General features: G+C 62.3%; 20 protein-coding genes. 9 read left to right on the plus strand and 11 right to left on the minus strand.

Annotated elements, in window-relative coordinates:
• Positions 1-22: 22 nt before the first annotated feature.
• The 5 genes from brxC to RT582_RS04390 all read right to left on the minus strand — a co-directional run bounded on the left by brxC (position 23) and on the right by RT582_RS04390 (position 6,181).
• Positions 23-3,487: a BREX system P-loop protein BrxC gene (gene brxC, locus RT582_RS04370; protein ID WP_313476685.1), complete on the minus strand. Its 3,465-nt coding sequence runs from the start codon at positions 3,485-3,487 to the stop codon at positions 23-25.
• A 53-nt stretch (positions 3,488-3,540) separates the two neighbouring features.
• A complete protein-coding gene (locus RT582_RS04375; protein WP_312726662.1) occupies positions 3,541-4,089 on the minus strand; it encodes a DUF1788 domain-containing protein in 549 nt (182 codons plus the stop codon).
• Positions 4,082-4,861, minus strand: coding sequence for a hypothetical protein (locus tag RT582_RS04380; protein ID WP_313476687.1), 780 nt, complete (start codon positions 4,859-4,861; stop codon positions 4,082-4,084). The genes RT582_RS04375 and RT582_RS04380 overlap by 8 nt, the downstream gene beginning before the upstream one ends.
• A 118-nt stretch (positions 4,862-4,979) precedes the next feature.
• A complete protein-coding gene (locus RT582_RS04385; protein ID WP_312726665.1) occupies positions 4,980-5,267 on the minus strand; it encodes a hypothetical protein in 288 nt (95 codons plus the stop codon).
• Entirely contained in the window at positions 5,264-6,181 is a 918-nt protein-coding gene (locus tag RT582_RS04390) for a viperin family antiviral radical SAM protein (RefSeq protein WP_312726666.1), read from the minus strand. The genes RT582_RS04385 and RT582_RS04390 overlap by 4 nt, the downstream gene beginning before the upstream one ends.
• 184 nt (positions 6,182-6,365) lie before the next feature.
• On the opposite strand from RT582_RS04390, the gene RT582_RS04395 reads away from it, so the two are divergent.
• Positions 6,366-9,092 (plus strand): ankyrin repeat domain-containing protein, encoded by a 2,727-nt coding sequence (locus RT582_RS04395; RefSeq protein ID WP_312726667.1) that lies wholly within the window; start codon positions 6,366-6,368, stop codon positions 9,090-9,092.
• A gap of 302 nt (positions 9,093-9,394) precedes the next feature.
• Here RT582_RS04395 and RT582_RS04400 read toward each other — a convergent pair whose 3' ends face one another.
• On the minus strand, positions 9,395-9,841 hold the full coding sequence (locus RT582_RS04400; protein WP_237730196.1) for a hypothetical protein: 447 nt from the start codon (positions 9,839-9,841) through the stop codon (positions 9,395-9,397).
• A 143-nt stretch (positions 9,842-9,984) separates the two neighbouring features.
• On the opposite strand from RT582_RS04400, the gene RT582_RS04405 reads away from it, so the two are divergent.
• The 8 genes from RT582_RS04405 (at position 9,985) to fdxA (ending at position 17,577) form a co-directional block, all read left to right on the plus strand.
• Positions 9,985-10,446 (plus strand): hypothetical protein, encoded by a 462-nt coding sequence (locus tag RT582_RS04405; RefSeq protein ID WP_230355504.1) that lies wholly within the window; start codon positions 9,985-9,987, stop codon positions 10,444-10,446.
• A gap of 33 nt (positions 10,447-10,479) precedes the next feature.
• Entirely contained in the window at positions 10,480-10,872 is a 393-nt protein-coding gene (locus RT582_RS04410; protein ID WP_221103060.1) for a hypothetical protein, read from the plus strand.
• A gap of 126 nt (positions 10,873-10,998) precedes the next feature.
• Positions 10,999-11,178, plus strand: coding sequence for a hypothetical protein (locus RT582_RS04415; protein ID WP_221103059.1), 180 nt, complete (start codon positions 10,999-11,001; stop codon positions 11,176-11,178).
• 1,169 nt (positions 11,179-12,347) lie between these two features.
• Complete coding sequence (locus RT582_RS04420) at positions 12,348-12,533, plus strand: hypothetical protein (RefSeq protein WP_014819863.1); 186 nt, start codon at positions 12,348-12,350, stop codon at positions 12,531-12,533.
• Between the two features lie 563 nt (positions 12,534-13,096).
• Positions 13,097-13,294, plus strand: a complete 198-nt coding sequence (locus RT582_RS04425) for a hypothetical protein (RefSeq protein WP_014819862.1) — start codon at positions 13,097-13,099, stop codon at positions 13,292-13,294.
• Positions 13,261-14,502 (plus strand): site-specific integrase, encoded by a 1,242-nt coding sequence (locus RT582_RS04430; protein ID WP_312728042.1) that lies wholly within the window; start codon positions 13,261-13,263, stop codon positions 14,500-14,502. The genes RT582_RS04425 and RT582_RS04430 overlap by 34 nt, the downstream gene beginning before the upstream one ends.
• A 50-nt stretch (positions 14,503-14,552) precedes the next feature.
• Complete coding sequence (gene mutS, locus RT582_RS04435; RefSeq protein ID WP_313476689.1) at positions 14,553-17,132, plus strand: DNA mismatch repair protein MutS; 2,580 nt, start codon at positions 14,553-14,555, stop codon at positions 17,130-17,132.
• 121 nt (positions 17,133-17,253) lie between these two features.
• The gene (fdxA, locus tag RT582_RS04440) at positions 17,254-17,577 is read left to right on the plus strand and encodes a ferredoxin FdxA (protein ID WP_003285709.1); all 324 of its coding nucleotides are present in this window, start codon (positions 17,254-17,256) and stop codon (positions 17,575-17,577) included.
• 80 nt (positions 17,578-17,657) lie between these two features.
• Here fdxA and RT582_RS04445 read toward each other — a convergent pair whose 3' ends face one another.
• From RT582_RS04445 to RT582_RS04465, 5 genes are all read right to left on the minus strand, one after another.
• Positions 17,658-17,849 carry a CsbD family protein gene (locus RT582_RS04445; protein WP_179484524.1) on the minus strand — a complete coding sequence of 64 codons (192 nt, stop codon included), beginning with the start codon at positions 17,847-17,849 and terminating at the stop codon, positions 17,658-17,660.
• An 85-nt stretch (positions 17,850-17,934) separates the two neighbouring features.
• A complete protein-coding gene (locus RT582_RS04450) occupies positions 17,935-18,927 on the minus strand; it encodes a lysylphosphatidylglycerol synthase transmembrane domain-containing protein (protein ID WP_046622285.1) in 993 nt (330 codons plus the stop codon).
• Positions 18,924-19,685 carry a DUF2334 domain-containing protein gene (locus RT582_RS04455; protein WP_313476693.1) on the minus strand — a complete coding sequence of 254 codons (762 nt, stop codon included), beginning with the start codon at positions 19,683-19,685 and terminating at the stop codon, positions 18,924-18,926. The genes RT582_RS04450 and RT582_RS04455 overlap by 4 nt, the downstream gene beginning before the upstream one ends.
• The gene (locus RT582_RS04460) at positions 19,678-20,793 is read right to left on the minus strand and encodes a glycosyltransferase family 4 protein (protein WP_041013530.1); all 1,116 of its coding nucleotides are present in this window, start codon (positions 20,791-20,793) and stop codon (positions 19,678-19,680) included. Before RT582_RS04460 ends, RT582_RS04455 begins: the two co-directional genes overlap by 8 nt.
• Positions 20,794-20,947: 154 nt before the next feature.
• Positions 20,948-21,823, minus strand: coding sequence for a YihY/virulence factor BrkB family protein (locus tag RT582_RS04465; protein WP_090519019.1), 876 nt, complete (start codon positions 21,821-21,823; stop codon positions 20,948-20,950).
• Positions 21,824-21,880 lie beyond the last annotated feature (57 nt).

Genomic DNA, 21,880 nt, shown 5'->3' on the forward strand with positions numbered 1-21,880 from the left:
CGGCTTGGGCGGAAGTGTGCGGTCAGACCATCACCGGGCCTTCGGCCAGTTTGGCGAGCAGGCTGGCTTCGACCTCGGCCAGCCACTGGCGCAGCTGGGTTTCGTTCTCGAAGGTGCGCTTGGGCAAGGCGACGTGCTGGACCTGCGGCTGCAGCAGCTTGACCGCATCCTGGCGGGCGCTTTCGAACCTGGCCGCCAGAGAGGCGGTGCGGTCGCTCCACTGCTCGAGACTGCAGCTTTCCAGGCTGTCGATGACATCCTCGCGGCTGGCCAGGCTGACGGCTGGCGCTTCACCGAGCTGGCGGCGGTCGAGGATGACCTGACGGCGGACGGTGTCGAGCTGCTGCCAGTGGCTGTCGGCTTCGAGTTCGGCCATGCGCTGGCCGTACTCGGTCTGGCAGGCCTTGACGTGGTGGTTGATGGCTTCGCGCAGCTGGCCGACGGTGCCGTCAATCAGGCTGTCCAGCGGGCTGGGCTCGGCGAGCAGACTGCGGTTGGCCTTGATGGCCTCGACCTCGGTGTTAAGCTTGTCGTGGAAGGCCAGGCCCTTGCTGAGGCGCAGCAAGGTTTGCAGCAGTTGCCAGTCGTTGCGGCGCTGCTGCAGCTTGTCGCCTTGGGCACGCCAGGCGTCGAGCAACGGCTTCAACCCATCCTTGTGGTCGATCACCAGCTTGAGCTGGCTGTTTCCGCTCTCCTTGGCAATGGCGTCGATCAGGCTGGCATCCGGACGCGCCGGAGCCGGGGCGTCGCCGCCGGCGGCGTTGTGCAGGGTACGGGCGAGACTGATCAGTTCGGGGAGCTTCTGGAGTTCCTCGTTGGGCTGGCAAGTGATGCCGATGGCATTGAGCAGCCCGCGCACCTTGATCAGGTCCACCTGGCGGATGGTCACCGACTCGGGGCGGAAGGTGGTCTGAGTGAGCTTCTGGCGGTCGAGGGCCTGGGCGGTCAGCGGCTTGTCGGCCGCATCGCTGGCCTTGAGCACGCCGGCGGCGACCAGGGCGAACAGGGCGCCATCGATGGCGTCCTGTGGCCAGCCGTAAGGCGCGGCGCTAAAAGTGTCGCGCACCTCGCTGCCTTTTTTCGACGCACCGATGAATTTAAGGATGGCCGCGCAGACCGGCTGCTTCTCGACCTCGCCGTTGTAGCCGAGAGCCTCGAGAGCGTTCTGGCCGCCGTCCTTGCGGGCGCGGTCGTAGGCCTTACCCCAGTGCACGTTGTCGGCAAGGTCGAACTCACGGTACAGGCGCACCATGGAGGCCTGCGCGGCTTTTTCGATGCATGCGGCAACGCTGCTGCCCTGGGCTTCGGCACCACCGGCCTGGAGCACCTGGACACCGGCGAGGATCTCCTTGAGCAGCAGCTCGACCTGCTTGTCGGCATCGCGCAGGCGGGTTTCCATGGCCTTGCGAGCGTCGGTACCGGCTTCGGTGCTCGGCACGCCGCGCAGCTCGAGGGTCAGGTCAGCGGCTTTCTGGGCAATGATGGCGTTGGTCAGCTCGGAGCGGTTACGCGCCGGGATGAACAGGTAAATGGTTGGCAGGTCGGGGTTGGCGCCACGGGCCTCGGCGTGGAAGGAGGCCTCGCTGGTGCTCCAGCCGTCCTGCACCCAGAGGTAGATCTTCTGCGCGGCGTCTTTGGGTAGTTCGCTGTCGAAGCAGGGCGTGATCGGCCGGGCGACGTTGCTGACGCCCTGGCTCAGGCGCACTTGGCCGAGCTGTTTTTTGATGAATGCATGCAGCAGATCGACGCGCTGGTTGTCAACGCGCTGCAGGTTGCCGCGCAGGTCGGCCTCCTGCTGGCGGAAGGTGTCGTACCACTGGGCGCTTTCCTGGGTCTGCAGGCGGTATTCGACGCCGGCCGCAGTCTGCATGGCCATGACATGGCCATCTCTGGCCAGGGCCTCGAGCTGGCCGGGCACGCGGGCGCGCAGCTCGTCCTTGCCGTGACTGAGGTCCTCGACCAGCAGGTCGGCGAGCATCTCGGCGGTGGCGCGCACGCCGCAGTCGGCCACCGGGTCGGTGGGCAGCTTGCCGATCAGCAGGATAAGCGCAAGCAGGCGCGATTGCAGCTGCTGGTCGGCATTGCCGGCAGACAGGTGGGCGATGGTGTCATAGCTTTCGCGGGAGATGACCCCTGTCTGCAGCAGGTTGGGCGCGATCTGCCCGTAGATGAAGTCGCCGGGCACCACGTGGCCGAGTTCGTACTCGGCGGTGGCCTTGGCGGCTTCATGGATGACCTTGAGCTGGTTACGCAGCTGAGAGACGGTGCCGGTGGTGTCGACGATGCGCAGCACACGCTCCCAGAAGCGCCGGCGTACCGGCAGCACCGGGTAGTCGGCAACCATCAGTTGTTCGTCATCCTGGTGGTATTCGACCTTGGTGCCGCGCAGGTGGCGGGAGATCTCGCCCAGGTGACGGGTGAGTGCGGCCTGCAGTTCAGCGCGGGCGGATTCCTTCTTCTGCAGGATGACCTTGCGGATCACCGATTCGACGTCAGTGTCCTTGAGCATTACGGTGACCTGGAAGCGGCCCATCAGGCGCTGCAGGTTTGGCATGCCGGACAGGGCGTTCTGGCCAGTGGCGACGAACAGCAGGCGGTTGCCGAAGGCCTTGTGCTTGCAGCAGGTTTCCACGACTTCCTGGACCAGATAGGCACGTTCAGCGTCACTACCGACGTACTGCTGCACCTCGTCGAGGACGATCAGGCTGAGGGGGAACTTGCCGTCGCGCTGCAGGGCGTCGTAGATGGCCTTGACCATCTGGTCATTGGTGACGTCAGTAACCTGGGGGAACTGCTCCTTGAGCAGGACACGCACACCCTTCACATCGCCGGCCAGGGTCGGGTCGGACTCCAGCAGGGCACGGGCGATGATCGGCGAGACGAACAGGTCGTCGAGTTCCCGTTCCCAGTTCTCACCCTCCTCTTCCACGCGCTGGCGCACCAGGTCGAGATAGCCCTTGTGCTTGAGCCAGAGGACGAAGCGCGCCAAGTGATATTGCTCGGGCAGGCCGGCGGACTTGAAGAGGATGCCGAGCAGAGCCAGGCGCACGTTGTTGTTGGCGCCAGCGCCGAGGGTGCCGGACGCGGCATGCAGGCCGCCGTAGCGCTGGGCCTGGTTGCTGAGTTCCTTGAGGTGGTCGCTGACGCTTTCCGGCAGGCGGGCGATATGGCGGGCGCTGACGCCGTCGGGGAACTGCTGGTCGACCCACAGGGTGCGCAGCATCTTGGCCAGGTGCGACTTGCCGGAGCCGAAGAAGCCGCTGATCCACACGCCGGGCTGCTCGTGATCGGTGGTCAGGTTGCGCAGGTAGCTGCCGAGGATCAGATCCATGCCCTTGGCGTATTCGCCATCGCAGACGAAGGTTTCCAGCTCGTAGCGCAGGGTATTGAGGGCCTGGACCGAGAGGTCGTCCTTCACTTCGGCGACGCCGTTGTTGGCCAGGCGGTTCTGCAGCGGGTCGAGCTGGTAGATGTCGCGGTTGAGCATGAGTCTGTTCCCTGATTCGTTTACGTCGGATGTCCGTGCCGGCGGTACGGCAGCTAGTTGTCGGAGGTCAGCGGCGTGGCGTGGTAACCCCAGCCATCACGAGCATCGAGCAGGCGGTAGGTGTTCTCGATGTGTTCGCCGGGGAAGAACACCAGCAGGCGACCGGGCACGTGGGGTGCCAGCGCCTCGACGAAGCCGGCCACGGAGGTGAAGCCGAACAGCGTGCCGCAGCCGATCAGAGCGACGACGCTGTGCTCGTCCACCTGTTGGGCGGCGATCTGCTGTTGCAGGCGCTCGAGCAGATCCTGGGCGAAGCGCTTGTATTTGCTGGCGAGCAGCTCCGGGTCTTCGAAGTAGTCGTCGCGGTATTTCTGCCCGGCCATCCACTCGGGGAAGGCGTGGGTGATGTCGAGCGGCAGCCAGATGTGCCCGGCCGCCTCGGCGGCGACGCGGAAGTCTTCCAGGCGGGCGCGCAGCTTGAGCTCGTCCTCCTTGTGGTAGACGGCGAACAGGACGCGCTGGGCGTTGGCCAGGCCGTGCTGCCAGGGGATGCTGATGTGGCTGGTGTAGTTGTTGATCAGCTTGTCGAGGCGGTTACTCATTGAGCCAGGTTCTCTCTTCGTCCGTGAGGAAGTCGGGGAAGTCGACTTCGATGACTTCGCTGGAATGCTTGAAGGTGATCAGGCCGCGCTGGGAGGCTGTGCGCGCCAGCTCGAGCAGGCGCTCCAGACGGCAGTCGAGCAGCTTGCACCATTCGCTGGCGAACAGGCGCTGGCCACTGAGACCGTGCAGGTAGCCCTGGAACAGGGCGAAGGCGACATTGCTGGCAGTGATGACCGGCTGGTCGCGGTGCTTCTTCACGCGCCCCTTGAGGTAGCCGGCCTGGGTCCAGCTGCCGTTGACGCACTGGGCGACGGACTTGAGGGTGGTCGCCTTGAAGCGCTGGGGATCGGGGGCGGCCAGTGCGGCTTCGGTTTCCTCGCGGGTCAGCGGCTGACCCGGCTGGCGCTCGAGGATGGTCGCCACCGACAGGCGCAGGATGGGGTCGCGGGCCATGGCCAGCTGCAGCGCCAGCACCGGGCGGGCGGCGCTGTCCTGCTCCCAGAGGGTGCAGAAGATGCGGAACAGTGGGATGTCGGGACTCAGGCCATAGAGGTCTAGCAGGTGACCCCAGGTCAGCACGCGGGCATTGCTGGTCGGCTTGTCGAGGCGGTTGAAGTCGACAATCTGCTCGCGGTACTGGTCGCGGCCGGCGTCCACCGGCGTGTAGGCGAACAGCTCCTGCAACTCGGCAAGCATCATGGTGCGGGCGGCATGTGCGCCGTTCTTGCCGAATTTGAAGCCGAACTTGATCAGGGACTGCTGGCTGGTCATTGCGTCTCGATATCTACTTTCACGGGCCTGGAACCGCGGACTAGAGCCGCCCCGACTGATGCCCAAAGGCTGGCATTATCGCCTCAGTATTCACTTAGCGGAACGGGGAAGTGAACCATTAAGGGGCACGTCTTGTCCTGATGTGATATTGCCCGACGAGCGCGACAGTTTGTGTCGCGTCCGGGCCTGCGAACATGTTCGCAGCCCGGAAGCTCTCGGCGCTGCGCAGGTCGCGGCGGAAGTTCTGCAGGCTGCGACAGTCGCTGGGCGACTTGGCCACGGTCAGCGTCGGCCAACCGCTCGGGTGGGTGAGCCGGCCATGCTTGCTGCCGCGACGGAAGCCCCAGCCCTGGCTGACCAGTTGGCGGATCAGTTGATCGATCTCCTTGTTCGAGCAGTACTTCATGCGCGCTCTCCTGCCCCGGCCGGGATGTAGCGCGCACTGAAGCGCTCGGGGTCGAAGGCCATCTCGGCAAAGGCGGCCTCGGCGCCAGCCTCGAGGATCGGGCGGCTGTAGGCATAGCCCTGCCCGGCGATCAGCGGGCTGTTCTGGAAGAAGCGCCCGTGCGGATCGACCATCAGGTAGGACTCGCGCATGTCCTGGTTGTCCTCGGCACAGAGGATATTGGCGAAGGTGCGGTGGCGAGCGACGAAGGCGGCGAACTGCTGGTCGCTGACGGCCAGATGCTGGTTCACCACCGGCAGCATGCGCAGGACTTTCCACTTCTGCGGGGCAAAGCGCTGGATCACGGCGCTGAGGTCTTCGCCGTGGTTGAGCTGGTTGACCACGGTGTTGAGCTTGAGGCGCAAGCTGGGGTTGGACTGGCGAACGCTGGCCAGGCCGGTCGCCAGATCATCCAGGTCGAGCAGCCGGCCACGACGATCGATTCGGCCGATGGCGCGGTTGGTCTCTGGGCTGGCCGAATCGATACTGATGCCAAGCCAGGTCAGCTGCGGCGCCAGCTGGTCCAGCAGCTTCCGGGGCAGGCGAGAACCGTTGCTGATCATCGAGACTTCAAAGCCGAGTGCCCGGGCCTGGCTGACGATGGCCGGGAGCTTGCCGGTGTGCAGCAATGGCTCGCCGCCGGCCAGGTTGAGGCGGACGGAACTCCAGGACATTCGGCTGGCCAGCGGGTTGGCGCGGTTGCCCGGCCGGAAGAATCGGTACAGCTCGCTCAACAGCGCCGCGCTTCGTTCGGGGTCGTGGATCAGCTCGCGCGGGCAGGCGGAGTCGTTCCAGGTGGCGTAGCAGTACTGGCAACGGTAGTTGCAGGCTTCGGTGAGGTGCCAGTTGAGGACCAGCGGGGTGGGGTTGTGCATGACGCGGACTCCGTGGGTTGGTGTCCGCGCAGGGTGTCAGGCGGCCGGATTGCCCGGTATGAAGAACCGCGTACCCCCTCCTCCATCGCTGGCCTGCGAGGGGGGGGTACGGGATTTTTCAGTGGTAAGGTGACCGGGCTTTGCAAGGATTAACGCACCGTCAACAACACCAAGGACAGGCGCCATGAGCACCCTACCCTCGATCGAGTCCATCCTGCTGCAGGTTCATCAGAGCCTGGGATGCACACCCTACCAAACCAAGCCGAAGCGCAACTTTGCCACTGGGCAAATGCAGCTGTCCCATCACAGGGAAATGGCTGAAGAAGTCTTCGACGCCATTTTCGATGCGCTGGATATGGATCCACTGGCGCGAGCGGATGTGCTGAAGAACCTTATGGAGTTCGGGGATGCTTACAAATATCTCGAGCTGAATATCTGGACCTTCGCCGCCGACCAGCGCCAAGTGCTCTGGCAGTTGCTGGGGTACTTCTATGTTCCCGGCATTGCTCGCCGCGCAGCTTTCTGGAACCTCGAGGAAGCACTGGACAAGGGTATGCCGGGTGGACGGTTCTGGTATCTGCCCGAGCCTCGCGAGGTGGACGGCAAGCCGAGCCTGTATCTGCCGGTGGCCCAGGTAGTGGACTGGCTGCTGGACCTGCTGGGGATGCCGCTGGAGGAGTTTGCCGACGTGCGCAGCGAGATCACGCGAGGTGGACATGATGGCCTGCGGCGTTCGCTGTACAACTGGCGCAAGGACACCAATATCCGCCCCGACACCTTCCGCAAGTACTTCTCGGACAACACGGTGCTGGACTTCAAGGGGGCATTCGTTCTCGACAGCAACCGCTCGCCTGCCGAGCAATTCGCTGATGCCCTGAAGTTCGTGACGCGCAAGCAACTGACCGCTGACCAACTGCGCCTGGAAATCCCGATGACCCAGCCAGGCCGCCTTGAGGCGATTCTGGATGGCAGTGCGGATGAAGACGAAAAGGCTGCTTTCGTGGCGTGTCTGGCCAGGCGTTACGCCGCCCCCTCACCGCATACCATCCGCCAACGCCTGCTGTTTGCCCGCACAGTACAGGGTGGCTATGAGCGCTTGCTCAAGCTCCTGTGCCCGGGTGTTGACTCACAATGTGCCGATGCCCAGCAGAACAAGCTGCTGCAGCTGTTCGCCATCTACAAGTTTGCCTACAACATGACCATTGGTGGTTGGCGCAACGGCAGGGATCAGGGCGAGGCAGCTGAAAATGCCTGGTTCGAGGAACACCTGCCGCCATGGGACAGGCACGGGTTGTTCCTTTCGATTTTGCCCTCACAACGGAAGACTGCCAACTCCGCGCTGGCAGAGCTTTTGACCCGTCACTTCGCCGAGATGCAACCCGGCGCAACCCTCGAAGATCATGTCGGGCTGGACGCGGAATCAGCCGCCCCGATCATCCAGCGCAATATCGAACGGATGAAAGCGACTGCCGAGGAGTTCAAGGCAGAGCTGGAACTGACCGAGCGCCTGAAAACCGCATCGCCTTGGCGGACTCTGCAGGGAGAAAACCGCTACTGGGTAGTCAGCCAGATTGCCCAGCGGAGGGATCTTGGCTCCAAGGTCAGTCAGGCGGCCATCCAGCGCCTGCGTGAACTGGCGGCCACTCCTTCAGAAACCCTGCAAGCCGCTCTCTACGAACTGGACGGCTACCTGAATAACGAACGCAGCAACAGGCCGAAGGATGCCCGTGACCTCGTACAGGTACTGCTCGAGGAGGCAGAGTCCAGTCCTGCCTACGAGCTTTGGGAAGCCGCCATCCTGCAATACAAGGCCAAACACCTGCTGGCCTGCAATGACTTCGAGGGTGCCGGCAAGCTGTTCAAGGAAGCCTTGGAAGCGGGGCGCAAGCGCTGCTACGGCTCACTGCGCGGAGAAGTGGCGCGGGACTGCCTCGCTGTAGAGGTCGCCAACCAGAAGCTGATATTGAACAACCACGAGAAGTACTACAGGGAGATGCTGGCTGGCGGCATGATGGCCGAGTGCGAGGAAATACCCAGCATCGAGGAAACGGCTCGTTGGGCTTCCGAATACTTCTGGGACACTCTGTACAAGCCCTACCCAGGAGTCCCGCCCCAGAAGCGCCGCGCCAGAGACGCGGCCAAAAAAATATTCGATGAACTGCCGCCGCTGCTATTTACCGGCGATCAGGACGGCCTGCTGGCCTGGATCAAGGCCAATCGCCAGCTGCTGAAATCAAGCCTGCCGGACGTCGACGGCAATTCGGTATTGATGCTCCTGATCAAGATGCGCACGAGCTTTGCGCAAGGACTGCACAAGCTTCCCGCCGCCATGCTTGAGGGGGAGCAACAGAGCTTCGAGGTCATGCTGGAGCACTGGAGACAATTCTTCGGCCTGCTGGCACAGCAAGCACCGAAACAGCTGAACATTGCCGACTTCAAGAGCCAGACACCACTTATGCTGATGGCCGAGGCCGGGGATACCGAGCTGGTCAGGATCATGCTGCAGGCTGGAGCCGACCCGGAAATGCAGGACTGGCAGGCCATGACTGCCCTGCACTCCGCAATCAAGTCCCGCGTTGATAGTTGTGTCGATGCCCTGCTCGATCATCCCTGCCGCCTGGACAAACTCACCTTCGACGGCCAGTCGCCACTCCATACCGCGGCCTGGACCGGGAACCTGCATGCGACCCGGCGTCTGCTACAGCTGGCCCCCGAGCTTGCCTGGCAGCGCAACTCCCAGGGAATGACGCCCCTGGAGCGGGTCGAGTACCTGATCGAAAACCCGCAAGCCCTGCAGATGCTGGCCGAGGAACTCAGGCACAACGGCAGGCGCTGCGCCTCGAAACGGGAGCTGGAAGAAATCGTCAGCCTGCTGGAGCAGGTTGCGCCGGTCGCCAACGCCCGAGCCTGATTGACGCATACCCCATCTGACGGGGTATGCGTCCCTTCCTCACCGCCGGCGGCGCCATCCAGTCCTCCTTGCCGAACACAGCCAGAGCTTCACGACGCGGGTGGATCAATTGTGGAAGGTTTCCGCGCGGTAGCCGTCGCAGCTATACCGCTTCTCCTGGAAGGGAAAAGGCCTTGAGCAGCAGAAACGCGGCCAAGGGAGACGCAAGGTGGGCGCACCGGCCCGCTTGCAGTCAGTCGCCATACGAGCAGGCCAAACCCCTACCAGGAGCAGTGGCGAGTCCGGCCTATTACCGCATTCATTCAGCTGACGGGCATCGACAGCCGCTGTTGCTCGAACGTGATCCGGTTCATCAGGCAGTATTCCACCGGGTAGCCCTGTTGGTGCTTGTCACGCAACAAGTTGCTTCCCACGAAATAACACGTGCCTACATAAAACCTCAGACCGCCCGAGGGGTACTTGTCGCTCAGCAGGTGCGCTGTCTCTCCCTGGATCGATAACCCTTTGATGTCCGACCACATGAAACTGACGCCGCCGCACTCCAACCCGGCGTCCGTGACCGTCAGGATTTCCTGCGTCTGCGTCCCGCCGACCGGCTGAGCGAAAAACCGACCGTTGCGAAGAATCGCCGGAAAATACTCACCGGGAAAAACTTCTTTGAACACCAAATCATCGTCCTCGCTTGCCGTACCCAGGCCAGGGTGGTGAGCGCGTACTGAAAAAACTGCATCGCTAACGCCGCTGCGCAAACCGCTCTCCCACCATGGTGGCGCCCGAAACCTGCTTATGATGCCGCTGGTTCCGGCAAGGTGCGACCTGCAACCGGGCAAATCGAGTTGGGTTTCTATGAAGTCGGGAGACGCTGAAGGCACCTGCATTCAAGGAGCCCGTCATGAAGCTGATCCAAAACATCGCCCAACTGCTGACCCACTTCTACAAACCCGCCAGCACGGCGTACACCACCATCATTTATCCCAGCCAGGGAAAAGCAGTCGTGGTGCATGACGGCCTCGGCATTCGCCATGAGCGCCCGTGGTATCAGGTCCCCTGGCTGGACGAGGACCTGGACACGGGTGAGACCTTCGACAGCCTGCTGCACGCTCACACCACTTGGACTGATTCATTCGATCCGGTTCAGCCGATCCAGACCGAGGAAATTTCCTCGATTTTCTCCTTGCCCTTCGAGCCAATTGAAACCTGCTGGGTCAATCCGGCCAACGGTATGCCCATGCTCGACAATTGTTTTGATGTCATGGGGAACGCGTTCGGTACGGACATGCTGAGCGATAGCCTGTCGTTTGATCACGGCGTAAGCAGTTTCGAAAGTAGCTTTTCGTCGTTCGGTTTCGATTGAACGCAGACGCCACTGCCCCCGAGGAAATTGACCATGTCGCCACTTTCGCTGCTCGTTAGCTTCATCCTCGTCTTCGCCATCGGCATCTCCTGGCTGGCCTTGGCGGTAGACGCCCGCATGGCGCGCGGCCGGTTGATTCGGCAGATCCCCTTACCGCTGGACCACCATCGCCGATCACCGCGCGGGCTCCGGCCAGTGATGGCGATGACAGGCAGTTTGCTCGTGCTGCTTGCCGGTATCGGGGCAGCCATACTCGGCCGACTCGCCACCATGCAGCCGGCTGAAGCGGCGGCGGTATTCATCGCTTATCCGCTGTTGAAAAACCTCTGGGGCCAGATCATGGGCGCCGGACCCATCGTCTGCGTCGTACTGGCCGTACCCGGAACATACTGCATCCGCGTCGGCCTCGGCAGCGACAAAGGTTGATGCCACCGTTGCCGTGTGGCCGCCACTGCGGCAACGGGATCGTGCTTTAGCGGACTCTGGCAGTCGGGCAGCACCATCGCGTTGCCATCGGACATCCACTACGGCAAAGGACCAACAGGAAAAGTCGTGGATACAACAACCTACACAATCCTCTTTTTCATCGGCCTGACGCTGGCAGTGATTGCGGTTGCTACGGTGATTGGCCTGGTAGTGGCGCAGAGTGCGGACGGCAAGGGTGCAAGAAGGCGCTCTGATGGCGCGCCTGCCCACGGCGGGCGCTCTGCCCAGGACGATGATCGACCTTGAAGCGCCGCAGCCCGCCGTGCTGCCAACGGCTTCCTCCTGGCGCATGCCACGTGGAGATGTTCCAGAGCTTCACGGAGGGTGAGTACCGAAGGAGCGCACCCGGAAGCCGCCCTCGAACGCATTGAGTACCGCTTCTCCTGGAAGGGAAAGGGCCTGACGAGCGACGACGGACCTCCGGAAGCACTCGTAAACGGCACTCAGATTGGCACAACGATTTGTAAATCAGCTGCCGGCACTTGGTGCCTTATCGCTCGCAGGCATGCGCTCCCCGGCTTGCTTGCCGGTGTAGATTCAACCGCTGAGTTGTAACCGTTGTAGGCAACCGCGTAATTAAAGTCGCAGAATTAGGCCGGATGCTTGGTGGCAATGGTATCGCCAGCCTTGCAATGCTGACCTATGAACTCAACCAGCGAGTCGTTGTTCTGGCCGAGACAGGCATTGCCGGTAAGGCTTACACCCTTCCGCTGAAGGCTACCAGCGCGCCTACCGCGACGACGGCTACCAGAATTGCTTTTTGCATTGTGTGCTCCCACAACTGTTCCCTGCCAGGGGAAAGTCCCTGGCTGCGAACATGGGATCACAGACTGGAGAGAACCCCAACCAGGGGCCACAGCATCAATCCTACCGACTCCCGGCATCCATTTTTCAGCCCGACACGCAGCGCTGTGGGCCGAGAAACGCCGATTTCACTCAAACAATGCTCATCAAATCAGCATATGAATTTCTGCTGCTCATGCACAACCTCCAAGAAGAGAACTGATTAGTAAAGCCTTCCCTGGAGGTTGGCTTTTTAACCACCGATCACAATTAACGATATGTGGTTAATCGGTAAAATCTTTTACTATAATCATTAGAGATTTCCGGCAGCTAAAATAAAAAAACCTTGCTCACACTGAATAAACAGCGCAAGCAAGGCATTGGGCCCGACCCTGTTATTACATTAGCTTTGACAGCAACCCGCGCATGGAAAAAGCTTTCACCATGGGAATAAACTTCTCCCCAGATAGAGCCCGAAAATTTTTATTCCGGCGATCTTTTCCAGCAGACAGCCTCACAGTACTGGCAACGTTAAAATAATAACCAACCAGCTTTGCCTTATCCTCAGACTGATGTCACCGTTGCCGTGTTGCCTCCACTGCGGCAACGGCAACGGACCAACAGGAATAACCATGGATACAAAAACCTACACGATCCTCTTTTTCATCGGCCTGACGCTGGCGGTGATTGCGGTTGCCACGGTGATTGGCCTGGTAGTGGCGCAGAGTGCGGACGGCAAGGGTGCAAGAAAGCGTTCTGATGGCGCGCCTGCGGATGGCCGGCGCTGTGCCCAGGACGATGATCCAAATCGACGTTGAAGCGCCGAGGTCCGGCATCCAATCGTCCGGCATGTTAGTGGTGGTAAATCGCTCACTACGCGTAACGGCCGGAAGGAGATGGAAATCCGCGTCGTGTCTGGCTTCCATCCAATTCCGCAGTCTAATTCGACCAGATTTTGGTAAGCAAAGATCTTGGTCTAGCAGAGCTTCCGCAGAACTTGGGTTTGTTGGTTTATGGGGGACGATGAGGAGAACGATAACCGAGGCGGCCCCAAATCTTAATGCTGACCAGAATCTGGTCAGATAGCGCCCCAAAATGTGCTTGCGGTGCTATCTAATGGGTGTCGGGTATGAGCAGGAGGACAAGTCATGCCGACACCAAACTCAAGCACTCGAACACCTATAGAAGCCCTGTTGATGGTGCGGTATAGCACCCCCGCTCTCGCATTTCTCCAGATGTACAGCGGGCCCCGTGCGTATACAGAACGCAAGGGGGAACTGCCGTCGCGCCATCTCAAGGCGTTGCACCGCAAGCACCTCATCAGCGTCTGCTCTCTCCGCCGGCGAGCTATGCCCCAGACCAAGCGCGAGGCGCAGCTCACATGATCGCGCCTCGTTGGGTACTTATCCCTAAAGCCGCCGACCTGTTCGGCTACAGCCGGACGGCCATCGAACACAAAGTTAAAAACGGAACGTGGGCGCAGGGTCGCATCTGGCGTAAGGCACAGGACGGACGGATCTTTATCAACATTGAGGAAGTGAACCAGTGGGTCGAGAGCGCGCCGCAGGATGCGGTCTAGAAGCCGAGCTGGCCAGGCACTCTGGCATCGAGATCCACGGCAGCAGCATCCGTATCGTGTTTATGTGGCGCAAACGCCGCTATCGGGAGACGCTCGGCCTCCCGGTGACCAAGGCGAACATCAAGCACGCCGCCCAGCTCCGGGCGGCGGTGCTTCATGACATCAAGATGGGCAAGTTCGACTATGCCGAGCACTTCCCGGACAGCAAGCAGGCAGGAAACTACAGCAACACCCGCGACGAGCGGCTGCATGCGCTGTTGGCTAGGTATAAGCCCCTTAAGGCGGTCGACATCACCAAGGAAACCGAGAGCCGATACGGAATCGCGCTCGACATCTGCACTGACATGCTAGGTCGAGACCGTCTTGGCAGCGTCCTGCTGCCCGAAGACATTCAGAAGCTGCGTGTGAGTCTGATCGAGACGCGCGCCACCTCGACGGTGAATCATTACCTCGCCACGCTCGCAGGATTTCTTGGATGGTGTGAGGCCAACGGCTATTGCCGTTCTGGCCTAGCCAATGCCTGCACGCGCTTTGAGATGACCGAGCGTGACCCAGACCCGCTTACCAAAGCCGAGCTGGACGCCCTCCTGACCAAAGGTTGCTTGCACCCAATGGATCGAGCTGCGGTGACACTGGCCGTTTACACCGGCCTGCGCCCTGGAGAACTCGGCGCATTAGCCAGGGAAGACATCGACCTGATCAAAGGCCAGATCCATGTAAACCGAGCCATTACAAGCAGGGGCACGTTCAAGCTGCCTAAGACCGGCAAGAAACGCGTCGTACTGTTATTTCCGCCAGCACTGGACGCGTGTAAGGAACTGCTGGCTATCGAGCACGGCATCGAGCCACGGACCATCACTGTGCAACTCACCCGCCACGAATCGATACGGGAAACCGTCACGCCGCTGATTTCTCCCGTTGTGCAGGCACGCAAGAAGAACGTAAACCCTTGGTTCATTCCGACGTCTTGGAACTCGAAGTGGACCAACATCCAGCGTCGCGCCAAGATCCGCCCACGCCGCCCCTACCAGACGCGCCACACCTACGCCTGCTGGTGCCTGGTAGCGCGTGGTAACCTTGCGTTCATCGCCAAGCAGATGGGGCACAAGGACTTCACAATGCTGGTCCAGGTGTACGCCAAATGGATGGACGACGAGTCCCCGTTCGAGCTTCAACACATCTGGGCAGGCATGCAAAAAGCAGCGTGACATGCCCCAAATTTGCCCCATTACTTTTGCCGTACCGCCATAAGTCTTTGATGAATAAAGAAATTTCTGACCTCTCCAAGCACACGCCGATGATGCAGCAATATTGGAGACTCAAGCGCGAGCATCCGGACCAGCTGATGTTCTACCGCATGGGCGACTTCTATGAGCTGTTCTACGACGATGCCAAGAAAGCCGCCGCGCTGCTCGACATCACCCTGACCGCGCGTGGGCAGTCGGCGGGCACGGCGATCCCGATGGCAGGCATTCCGTTCCATTCCGCCGAGGGTTATCTGGCGCGGCTGGTGAAGCTTGGCGAGTCGGTGGTGATCTGCGAGCAGATCGGCGATCCGGCCACCAGCAAAGGGCCGGTGGAGCGCCAGGTGGTGCGCATCATCACCCCTGGCACGGTGAGCGACGAGGCATTGCTCGACGAGCGTCGCGACAACCTGCTGGCTGCGGTGGTCGGTGATGAGCGCCTGTTCGGCCTGTCGGTGCTGGACATCGCCAGCGGCCGCTTCAGCGTGCAGGAACTCAAGGGCTGGGAAACCCTGCTCGCGGAACTGGAGCGCCTAAGCCCGGCGGAACTGCTGATCCCCGACGATTGGCCGCAGGGTCTGCCACTGGAAAAACGCCGCGGTGTGCGCCGTCGCGCGCCCTGGGATTTCGATCGCGATTCGGCATTCAAGAGCCTCTGCCAGCAGTTCTCCACCCAGGACCTCAAGGGCTTCGGCTGCGAGAACCTGACGCTGGCCATCGGCGCCGCCGGCTGCCTGCTTGCCTACGCTAAGGAAACCCAGCGCACCGCCCTGCCCCACCTGCGCAGCCTGCGTCACGAGCGCCTCGACGACACGGTGATCCTCGACGGCGCCAGCCGGCGCAACCTGGAGCTAGACGTCAATCTGGCCGGCGGCCGCGAGAACACGCTGCAATCGGTCATGGACCGCTGCCAGACCGCCATGGGCTCGCGCCTGCTGACCCGCTGGCTGAACCGCCCGCTGCGCAACCGCGAGACTCTCGAAGCGCGCCAGGACTCGATCACCTGCCTGCTCGAGCATTACCGCTTCGAGCAGCTACAGCCGCAGCTCAAGGACATCGGCGACCTGGAACGCATCCTCGCCCGGATCGGCCTGCGCAACGCCCGCCCGCGCGACCTGGCGCGCCTGCGCGATGCCTTGGCCGCACTGCCGCAGCTGCAGGCCGGCATGCAGGACCTGGTGGCACCGCATCTGCTGGAACTGGCGAAAAGCATCAGCACCTACCCGGAGCTGGCCGAACTGCTGGCCCGCGCCATCATCGACAACCCGCCGGCGGTGATCCGCGACGGCGGCGTACTGAAGACCGGCTACGACGCCGAGCTGGATGAGCTGCAGTCGCTTTCCGAGAACGCCGGACAGTACCTGATGGACCTGGAAACCCGCGAGAAGGCCCGTACCGGACTGGCCAACCTCAAGGTCGGCTACAACCGCGTGCACGGCTACTTCATCGAGCTGCCGAGCAAACAGGCCGAATCGGCGCCAGCCGACTACATCCGCCGGCAGACGCTCAAGGGCGCCGAGCGCTTCATCACCCCTGAGCTCAAGGAGTTCGAGGACAAGGCGCTGTCGGCCAAGAGCCGCGCCCTCGCCCGCGAAAAACTGCTCTACGACGAGCTGCTGGAAATGCTCATCGGCCACCTGGCGCCGCTGCAGGAAAGCGCCGCCGCACTGGCCGAACTGGACGTGCTGAGCAACCTCGCCGAGCGGGCGCTGAATCTCGATCTGAATCGCCCGCGCTTCGTCGAGCAGCCGTGCATGCGCATCGAGCAGGGTCGCCACCCGGTGGTCGAGCAGGTATTGGAGACGCCTTTCGTCGCCAACGACCTGGGCCTCGACGACGCTACCCGCATGCTGGTCATCACCGGGCCGAACATGGGCGGTAAATCGACCTACATGCGCCAGACCGCGCTGATCGTGCTGCTGGCACAGATCGGCAGCTTCGTCCCGGCCGCGGCTTGCGAGCTGTCGCTGGTGGACCGCATCTTCACCCGCATCGGCTCATCGGACGATCTCGCCGGCGGGCGCTCCACCTTCATGGTGGAAATGAGCGAAACCGCGAATATCCTGCACAACGCCAGTGATCGCAGTCTGGTACTGATGGACGAAGTCGGTCGCGGCACCAGCACCTTCGACGGCCTCTCGCTGGCCTGGGCGGCAGCCGAGCACCTCGCCAAGCTGCGCGCCTTTACCCTGTTCGCCACCCACTACTTCGAACTGACCGTGCTGCCGGAAAGCGAGCCGGTCGTGGCCAACGTCCACCTTTCCGCTACCGAGCACAACGAGCGCATCGTCTTCCTGCACCATGTGCTGCCAGGGCCGGCGAGTCAGAGCTACGGCCTGGCGGTGGCGCAACTGGCCGGCGTGCCGGGCGAGGTCATCCAGCGTGCACGCGACCATCTGTCGCGGCTGGAAACCACCAGCCTGCCCCACGAAGCGCCGAGAATAGCGCCCGGCCAGCCGGCACCGCCAATGCAGAGCGACCTGTTCGCCAGCCTGCCGCATCCGGTGCTCGAGGAATTGGCACGGATCAATCCCGATGATGTGACGCCGCGCCAGGCGCTGGACCTGCTATACAGCTTGAAAACTCGCATTTGATACGCCGCGAAAGCTGCTAGAATCGCGCGCATTTTTTTGATAAGCGGCATTTGCCTGTGCCGCCTACTCGCAGGGGCGTCACCGTAACGCCTACCTGACACGCCTGAGGAGATAGCTAGACATGACCTTCGTCGTCACCGACAACTGCATCAAGTGCAAATACACCGATTGCGTGGAAGTCTGCCCGGTGGACTGCTTCTACGAAGGCCCGAACTTTCTGGTGATTCACCCGGACGAGTGCATCGACTGCGCACTGTGCGAGCCGGAGTGCCCGGCCCAGGCGATCTTCTCTGAAGACGAGGTACCGGAGGATCAGCAGGAGTTCATCGAGCTCAATGCAGATCTGGCGGAAGTCTGGCCGAACATCACCGAGAAGAAAGACGCCCTGGCCGATGCCGAAGAGTGGGACGGCGTGAAGGACAAACTGCAGTATCTGGAGCGCTGATCGCCAGCCGAAGCCAGACAAAAAAATGCCCGCAGCGATGCGGGCATTTTCATTTGTACTGCCGCAAGAACGTCGGCAGATCAGGCCTTGTCGACGCCTTTCTTCAGGGTGTCTTTCACATCACCCTTGACCTGCTGGGCCTCGCCCTTGACTTCCTGGCGCTGGCCTTCGCCCTTCATGCGCTCGTTATCGGTCGCCTCACCCACGCCTTGCTTGATCTTGCCGACGGCTTCGTTGGTGTTGCCCTTGACCTTGTCTTCAGTACTGCTCATGGCGAACTCCTGGCTTCTCATTGGTGACATAGGGTGGACCGCCCGCGCGAAGCGTTAGTTTCCCCGGCCATCGGAACAGAGCGGCTCACGCATGGCGCGAAGGGACCAGGCGGCGCAGCAACGGTCGCCCTGCCAGGTGCAGGAACACCGGCGCGCCCACGATGAGGTAGAAGTAATAGGTCACGAAGCGCCAGATCAGAATCGCCGCTGCCGTCGTCGACTTGCCCACCATCGGCGTCAGCAGCGCGGCCGACGCCAGTTCGGCACTACCCGCCCCCCCAGGCAGCAGGCTCAGCTGCCCCGCAGTCAGCGCCAGCAGCTGGACGAGAAAGGTCCAGGCCCACGCCAGCTCGCCGCCCAGACCACGCAGCGTCAGATAGAGCACGCTGAAGCGCAGCAGCCAGTGCAGTGTGGTCAACCCGAACACCGCCAACAGAAGACGACGCGGCAGGCGAAAACAGTCGACCAGCGCATTACGGAAGCCCAGCACCTTGCGTGCCCAACGGCGCTTGCGTGACGGCTTCATGCCGAGCCGGCCAACCAGCCAGCCATTGAGCAGAAATACCTGCCGGTGGAAACGCCCGAGCAGCGCCAGCAGCACCATCACACCGATCAATAGCGCGACGCTGAAGCCCAGCAGGCTGGCGATATGCGTGTTGAGCTTGTGGGTCAGTGCATAGAACAGCACGCCGACCAGGGCGCAGGCGAAGAACAGCAGATCGCTCAGCTGCTCCACGGCATAGGTCGCCGTGCCCTTGGCCGGCGCCACGCCCTGGCGCATGAGCAGCGCCATCAGGGTCAGCGGCCCACCGGCACCACCAGGGGTCGCGCAGATGGCGAATTCGGTGGCGACGACGATGCCGAATGCGCGGCGCTGGCCCAGCTTTCGACGCCCGAGCAACAGGCGTAGGCGCAGCGCATTCAGATTCCAGCCGACCAGCACCATGCCGAGCATGGTGGCCAACAGGCTACCCGGAAAGTGGCGCAGTCGTTCGAACAGGCCGGTACCGCCAAGCAGAAGCGGCACCATGGCCGCCGCGAGCAAGGCACCGCCCAGCAACCACCAGCGGCGGTTCATGCCACGGCGCTCGTCTGGCGGTACTGGCGCAGCCAGTCGATCTTGGTCAGCGGTGTCCTGCCGTCCCGCAGCATCCGTTCGAGCACATCGAGCCAATAGCGGCGGGAGAACTCGTGGCGCATATCCACCGGATGCAGGCCCAATCGCAGCAATGGCGCCTGTCGACTCTGGCGCAACTGACGTTCGCTGACCAGCCAGGACACACCGCGCCGCCAGGCGCTGCGAGCGCTCCAGACCAAGCCAGGAGCGACGATTGGAGTGAAATCCGGCAACAGGTAAAGATGGCCTGGATCACTGGTATAGGTCAGCCCGCTGTCGGCCAGTACACGCCGCGTGCCCTCGCTCATCAGCCAGGCGGGTGCGACGAAGCCATTCAGCGGCCATCGCTGGCGCCGGAACAGCTCCAGGCCATGCGCCAGCCGTTCACCAGCAGCCCGTTCGTCAAGGCCATAGAACTCGCCTTCATGGGTGTACACCCGGCGCATGAACCAGTCCCGCGGCGTCTTCGGCGCGGGCTCGAGATCGGCGTGGTAGCAGCCGTGCAGCACCAGTTCGTCACCGCGCTGCACACGCTGGTCCAGCAGCCGGCAAAACTCCGGCTGTCGCTCCAGCGGATTGCGCTGATGAAAGTCCGGGACCACCAGCCAGGTAATCGGTACACCGCCGATGGCGTCCACCGCCTCGACGAAGGGCCGGTAGGCCGGCCAGGTTTCCGCGGCCACGTCGTGCAGTACCAGCGTCAGAGCAGCCTCAGCCATGTACGGCTACCGGCAGGTCCGCTGTGCCGAGCACCGCGTGATAATGGGCGAGTAACCCCGCCACCACGGCATCCCAGGCATGATGCGCCTCGACATGCTGGCGCGCCTGCTGTCCGAGCAGTCGCGGATCGTCTTCGAACAGCTCGCGCACGGCATGCGCCATGGCCCTCGGGTCGAGCGGCCGACACAGGCGCCCGGTGTAGAACGGCACCAGCTCCGGCAACGCACCGGCACGCGCGGCGATCACCGGAATACCGCTGGCCATGGCTTCGAGCGCCACCAGGCCGAAGGTCTCCTGATTACCGGCATGCAACAGCACATCGCTACTGGCCATGTAGCGCGCCACTTCGCTGGCACAACAGAAGCGGTCGATCACCGTGACGTTGTCCGGCACCCGCTGCGGCATGCTCGAACCCACCAGCAACAGGTGGTACGGCTTGCCGAGCTGGCGCGCGGTTTCCAGCAGAACGTGCAGGTTCTTCTCCCGCGAACCGCGCCCGGCAAAGATCATCAGCCGGGTGTCGTCGGCCAGGCCCAGCTCGCGGCGCAGATCGGGGTCGCGGCGCTCGGGGCAGAAGGTGTCCAGATCAACCCCCAGGGGCTGCACGAAGACGTTCTTCACGCCGAGGTGCAAGAGCTTGTCGGCCATCACTTCGCTGGGTGCCAACACCCGATCGAAGCTGCCGTACAGCTTTGAAACGTAGCCATTGAGGTTGGTGCCCAGCCAGCTGCCAATGCGGTTGCTGACCAGCAGTGGCAGGTCGGAGTGATAGAAACCAATGACCGGAACATTGAGCCGACGCCCCGCATCCAGTGCCGCCCATGCGGTCATGTAGGGATCGCCGACCTCGATCAGATCGGGACGCAGCGAACGCAGCAGATTGCGCCAGGGCGCGCGGCGGATCGGAAAGCGGTAGCCCTTGCCGAAAGGCAGGATCGGCGCCGGCACCTCATAGAGGCCGTCGTTGTGACTGTAGTCACCGCCCGGCACCAGAATGCTGTGCCGCACGCCGGAGTAAAGCTGCAGCCTGCGATGCTTCGCCTCGAGGTAGGTGCGCACGCCACCACTGGCGGGCGCGTAGAACATGGTCATATCCGCGATATGCAAGGTACTTCTCCGTCGGTCCCATAGCAGAACTCCGGCCTCGCCGGGCACGTCGCGCGTCAGCGGCATGCTCCGCAATCCCTGCGGAATAATTCTGTAATGAAATAGATGACCGTTACGTAGAAGGGTTGTTCGCAGCGGAGCGCCAGACGGCGTCTCAGGCGTCCGGCGCCTTCTCGCCCGGGTCCTTGCCTTCGACCGAAGCGTGTTCGATCACCGCATTGAGTTCGGCACCGAACAGCAGCACTGCCGATGAGATGTACAGATAAAGCAGCAAGACGATGATGGCGCCGATGCTGCCGTAGGTCGCGTTGTAGTCGGCGAAGTTCTGCACATAGATGCCGAACGCGATCGAGGCCAGAATCCACACCAGCACGGCTAGCACCGAGCCCGGCGTGATGAAGCGAAACTCCTGCTTCACATCCGGCGCCACGTAGTACAGCAGCGCCACCACCAGCATCAGCATGAGCACAATCACCGGCCAGCGCAGCCAGGTCCAGAGCAGCACGACGACGTCCTTCAGGCCGACCTGCGAAGCCAGCCACTCCATCACCTGCGGCCCGACGATCATCAGCCCGGCCGACAACAGCAGCAGCACGGCGATGCCCACGGTATAGGCCAACGAAAGCAGGATCAGCTTCCAGCTCGGTCGCCCCTCCTCCACGTCGTAGGCGCGGTTCATCGCATTCATCAGCGAGCGAAAACCGACCGAGGCCGTCCACAGCGCCACGACGATACCGAACGACAGCAGCCCCGCCTTCTGTTCCTGCAACTGGTCAATGACCGGATTGATCTGCTCCATCGCCATCGGCGGCAAGGCCAGCTCGGCCTGCATGCGCAACCAGTCGAAGAAATTCTGCAGATCGAGAAAGCCGAGCAAGGCGATAAGAAACAGCAGGAACGGAAACATCGAGAACAGGCCGCGGTATGCCAGCGCCGAGGCATAGGTCGACATGTCGTCGTTGCCGAATTCCTTGAACGTACGCTTGAGCAAGGTCACGGCCCCGATACCGCGGGTGTCCAGCATGGCCATCGATGTTTCCCCAATCAGTGAAATGTGCGGTCTAGAAAATGGGACGACCGCTCTGCT

Source organism: Stutzerimonas kunmingensis, from assembly GCF_032106285.1.
Lineage (GTDB): Bacteria > Pseudomonadota > Gammaproteobacteria > Pseudomonadales > Pseudomonadaceae > Stutzerimonas > Stutzerimonas kunmingensis_B.

What these genes read in the sequence shown, in the direction of transcription:
- brxC (WP_313476685.1), bottom strand. Translation starts at nt 3,487, where the DNA reads ATGCTCAACCGCGACATCTACCAGCTCGACCCGCTGCAGAACCGCCTG.
- RT582_RS04375 (WP_312726662.1), bottom strand. Translation starts at nt 4,089, where the DNA reads ATGAGTAACCGCCTCGACAAGCTGATCAACAACTACACCAGCCACATC.
- RT582_RS04380 (WP_313476687.1), bottom strand. Translation starts at nt 4,861, where the DNA reads ATGACCAGCCAGCAGTCCCTGATCAAGTTCGGCTTCAAATTCGGCAAG.
- RT582_RS04385 (WP_312726665.1), bottom strand. Translation starts at nt 5,267, where the DNA reads ATGAAGTACTGCTCGAACAAGGAGATCGATCAACTGATCCGCCAACTG.
- RT582_RS04390 (WP_312726666.1), bottom strand. Translation starts at nt 6,181, where the DNA reads ATGCACAACCCCACCCCGCTGGTCCTCAACTGGCACCTCACCGAAGCC.
- RT582_RS04395 (WP_312726667.1), top strand. Translation starts at nt 6,366, where the DNA reads ATGAGCACCCTACCCTCGATCGAGTCCATCCTGCTGCAGGTTCATCAG.
- RT582_RS04405 (WP_230355504.1), top strand. Translation starts at nt 9,985, where the DNA reads ATGAAGCTGATCCAAAACATCGCCCAACTGCTGACCCACTTCTACAAA.
- RT582_RS04410 (WP_221103060.1), top strand. Translation starts at nt 10,480, where the DNA reads ATGTCGCCACTTTCGCTGCTCGTTAGCTTCATCCTCGTCTTCGCCATC.
- RT582_RS04420 (WP_014819863.1), top strand. Translation starts at nt 12,348, where the DNA reads ATGGATACAAAAACCTACACGATCCTCTTTTTCATCGGCCTGACGCTG.
- RT582_RS04425 (WP_014819862.1), top strand. Translation starts at nt 13,097, where the DNA reads ATGATCGCGCCTCGTTGGGTACTTATCCCTAAAGCCGCCGACCTGTTC.
- mutS (WP_313476689.1), top strand. Translation starts at nt 14,553, where the DNA reads ATGAATAAAGAAATTTCTGACCTCTCCAAGCACACGCCGATGATGCAG.
- fdxA (WP_003285709.1), top strand. Translation starts at nt 17,254, where the DNA reads ATGACCTTCGTCGTCACCGACAACTGCATCAAGTGCAAATACACCGAT.
- RT582_RS04445 (WP_179484524.1), bottom strand. Translation starts at nt 17,849, where the DNA reads ATGAGCAGTACTGAAGACAAGGTCAAGGGCAACACCAACGAAGCCGTC.
- RT582_RS04450 (WP_046622285.1), bottom strand. Translation starts at nt 18,927, where the DNA reads ATGAACCGCCGCTGGTGGTTGCTGGGCGGTGCCTTGCTCGCGGCGGCC.
- RT582_RS04455 (WP_313476693.1), bottom strand. Translation starts at nt 19,685, where the DNA reads ATGGCTGAGGCTGCTCTGACGCTGGTACTGCACGACGTGGCCGCGGAA.
- RT582_RS04465 (WP_090519019.1), bottom strand. Translation starts at nt 21,823, where the DNA reads ATGGCCATGCTGGACACCCGCGGTATCGGGGCCGTGACCTTGCTCAAG.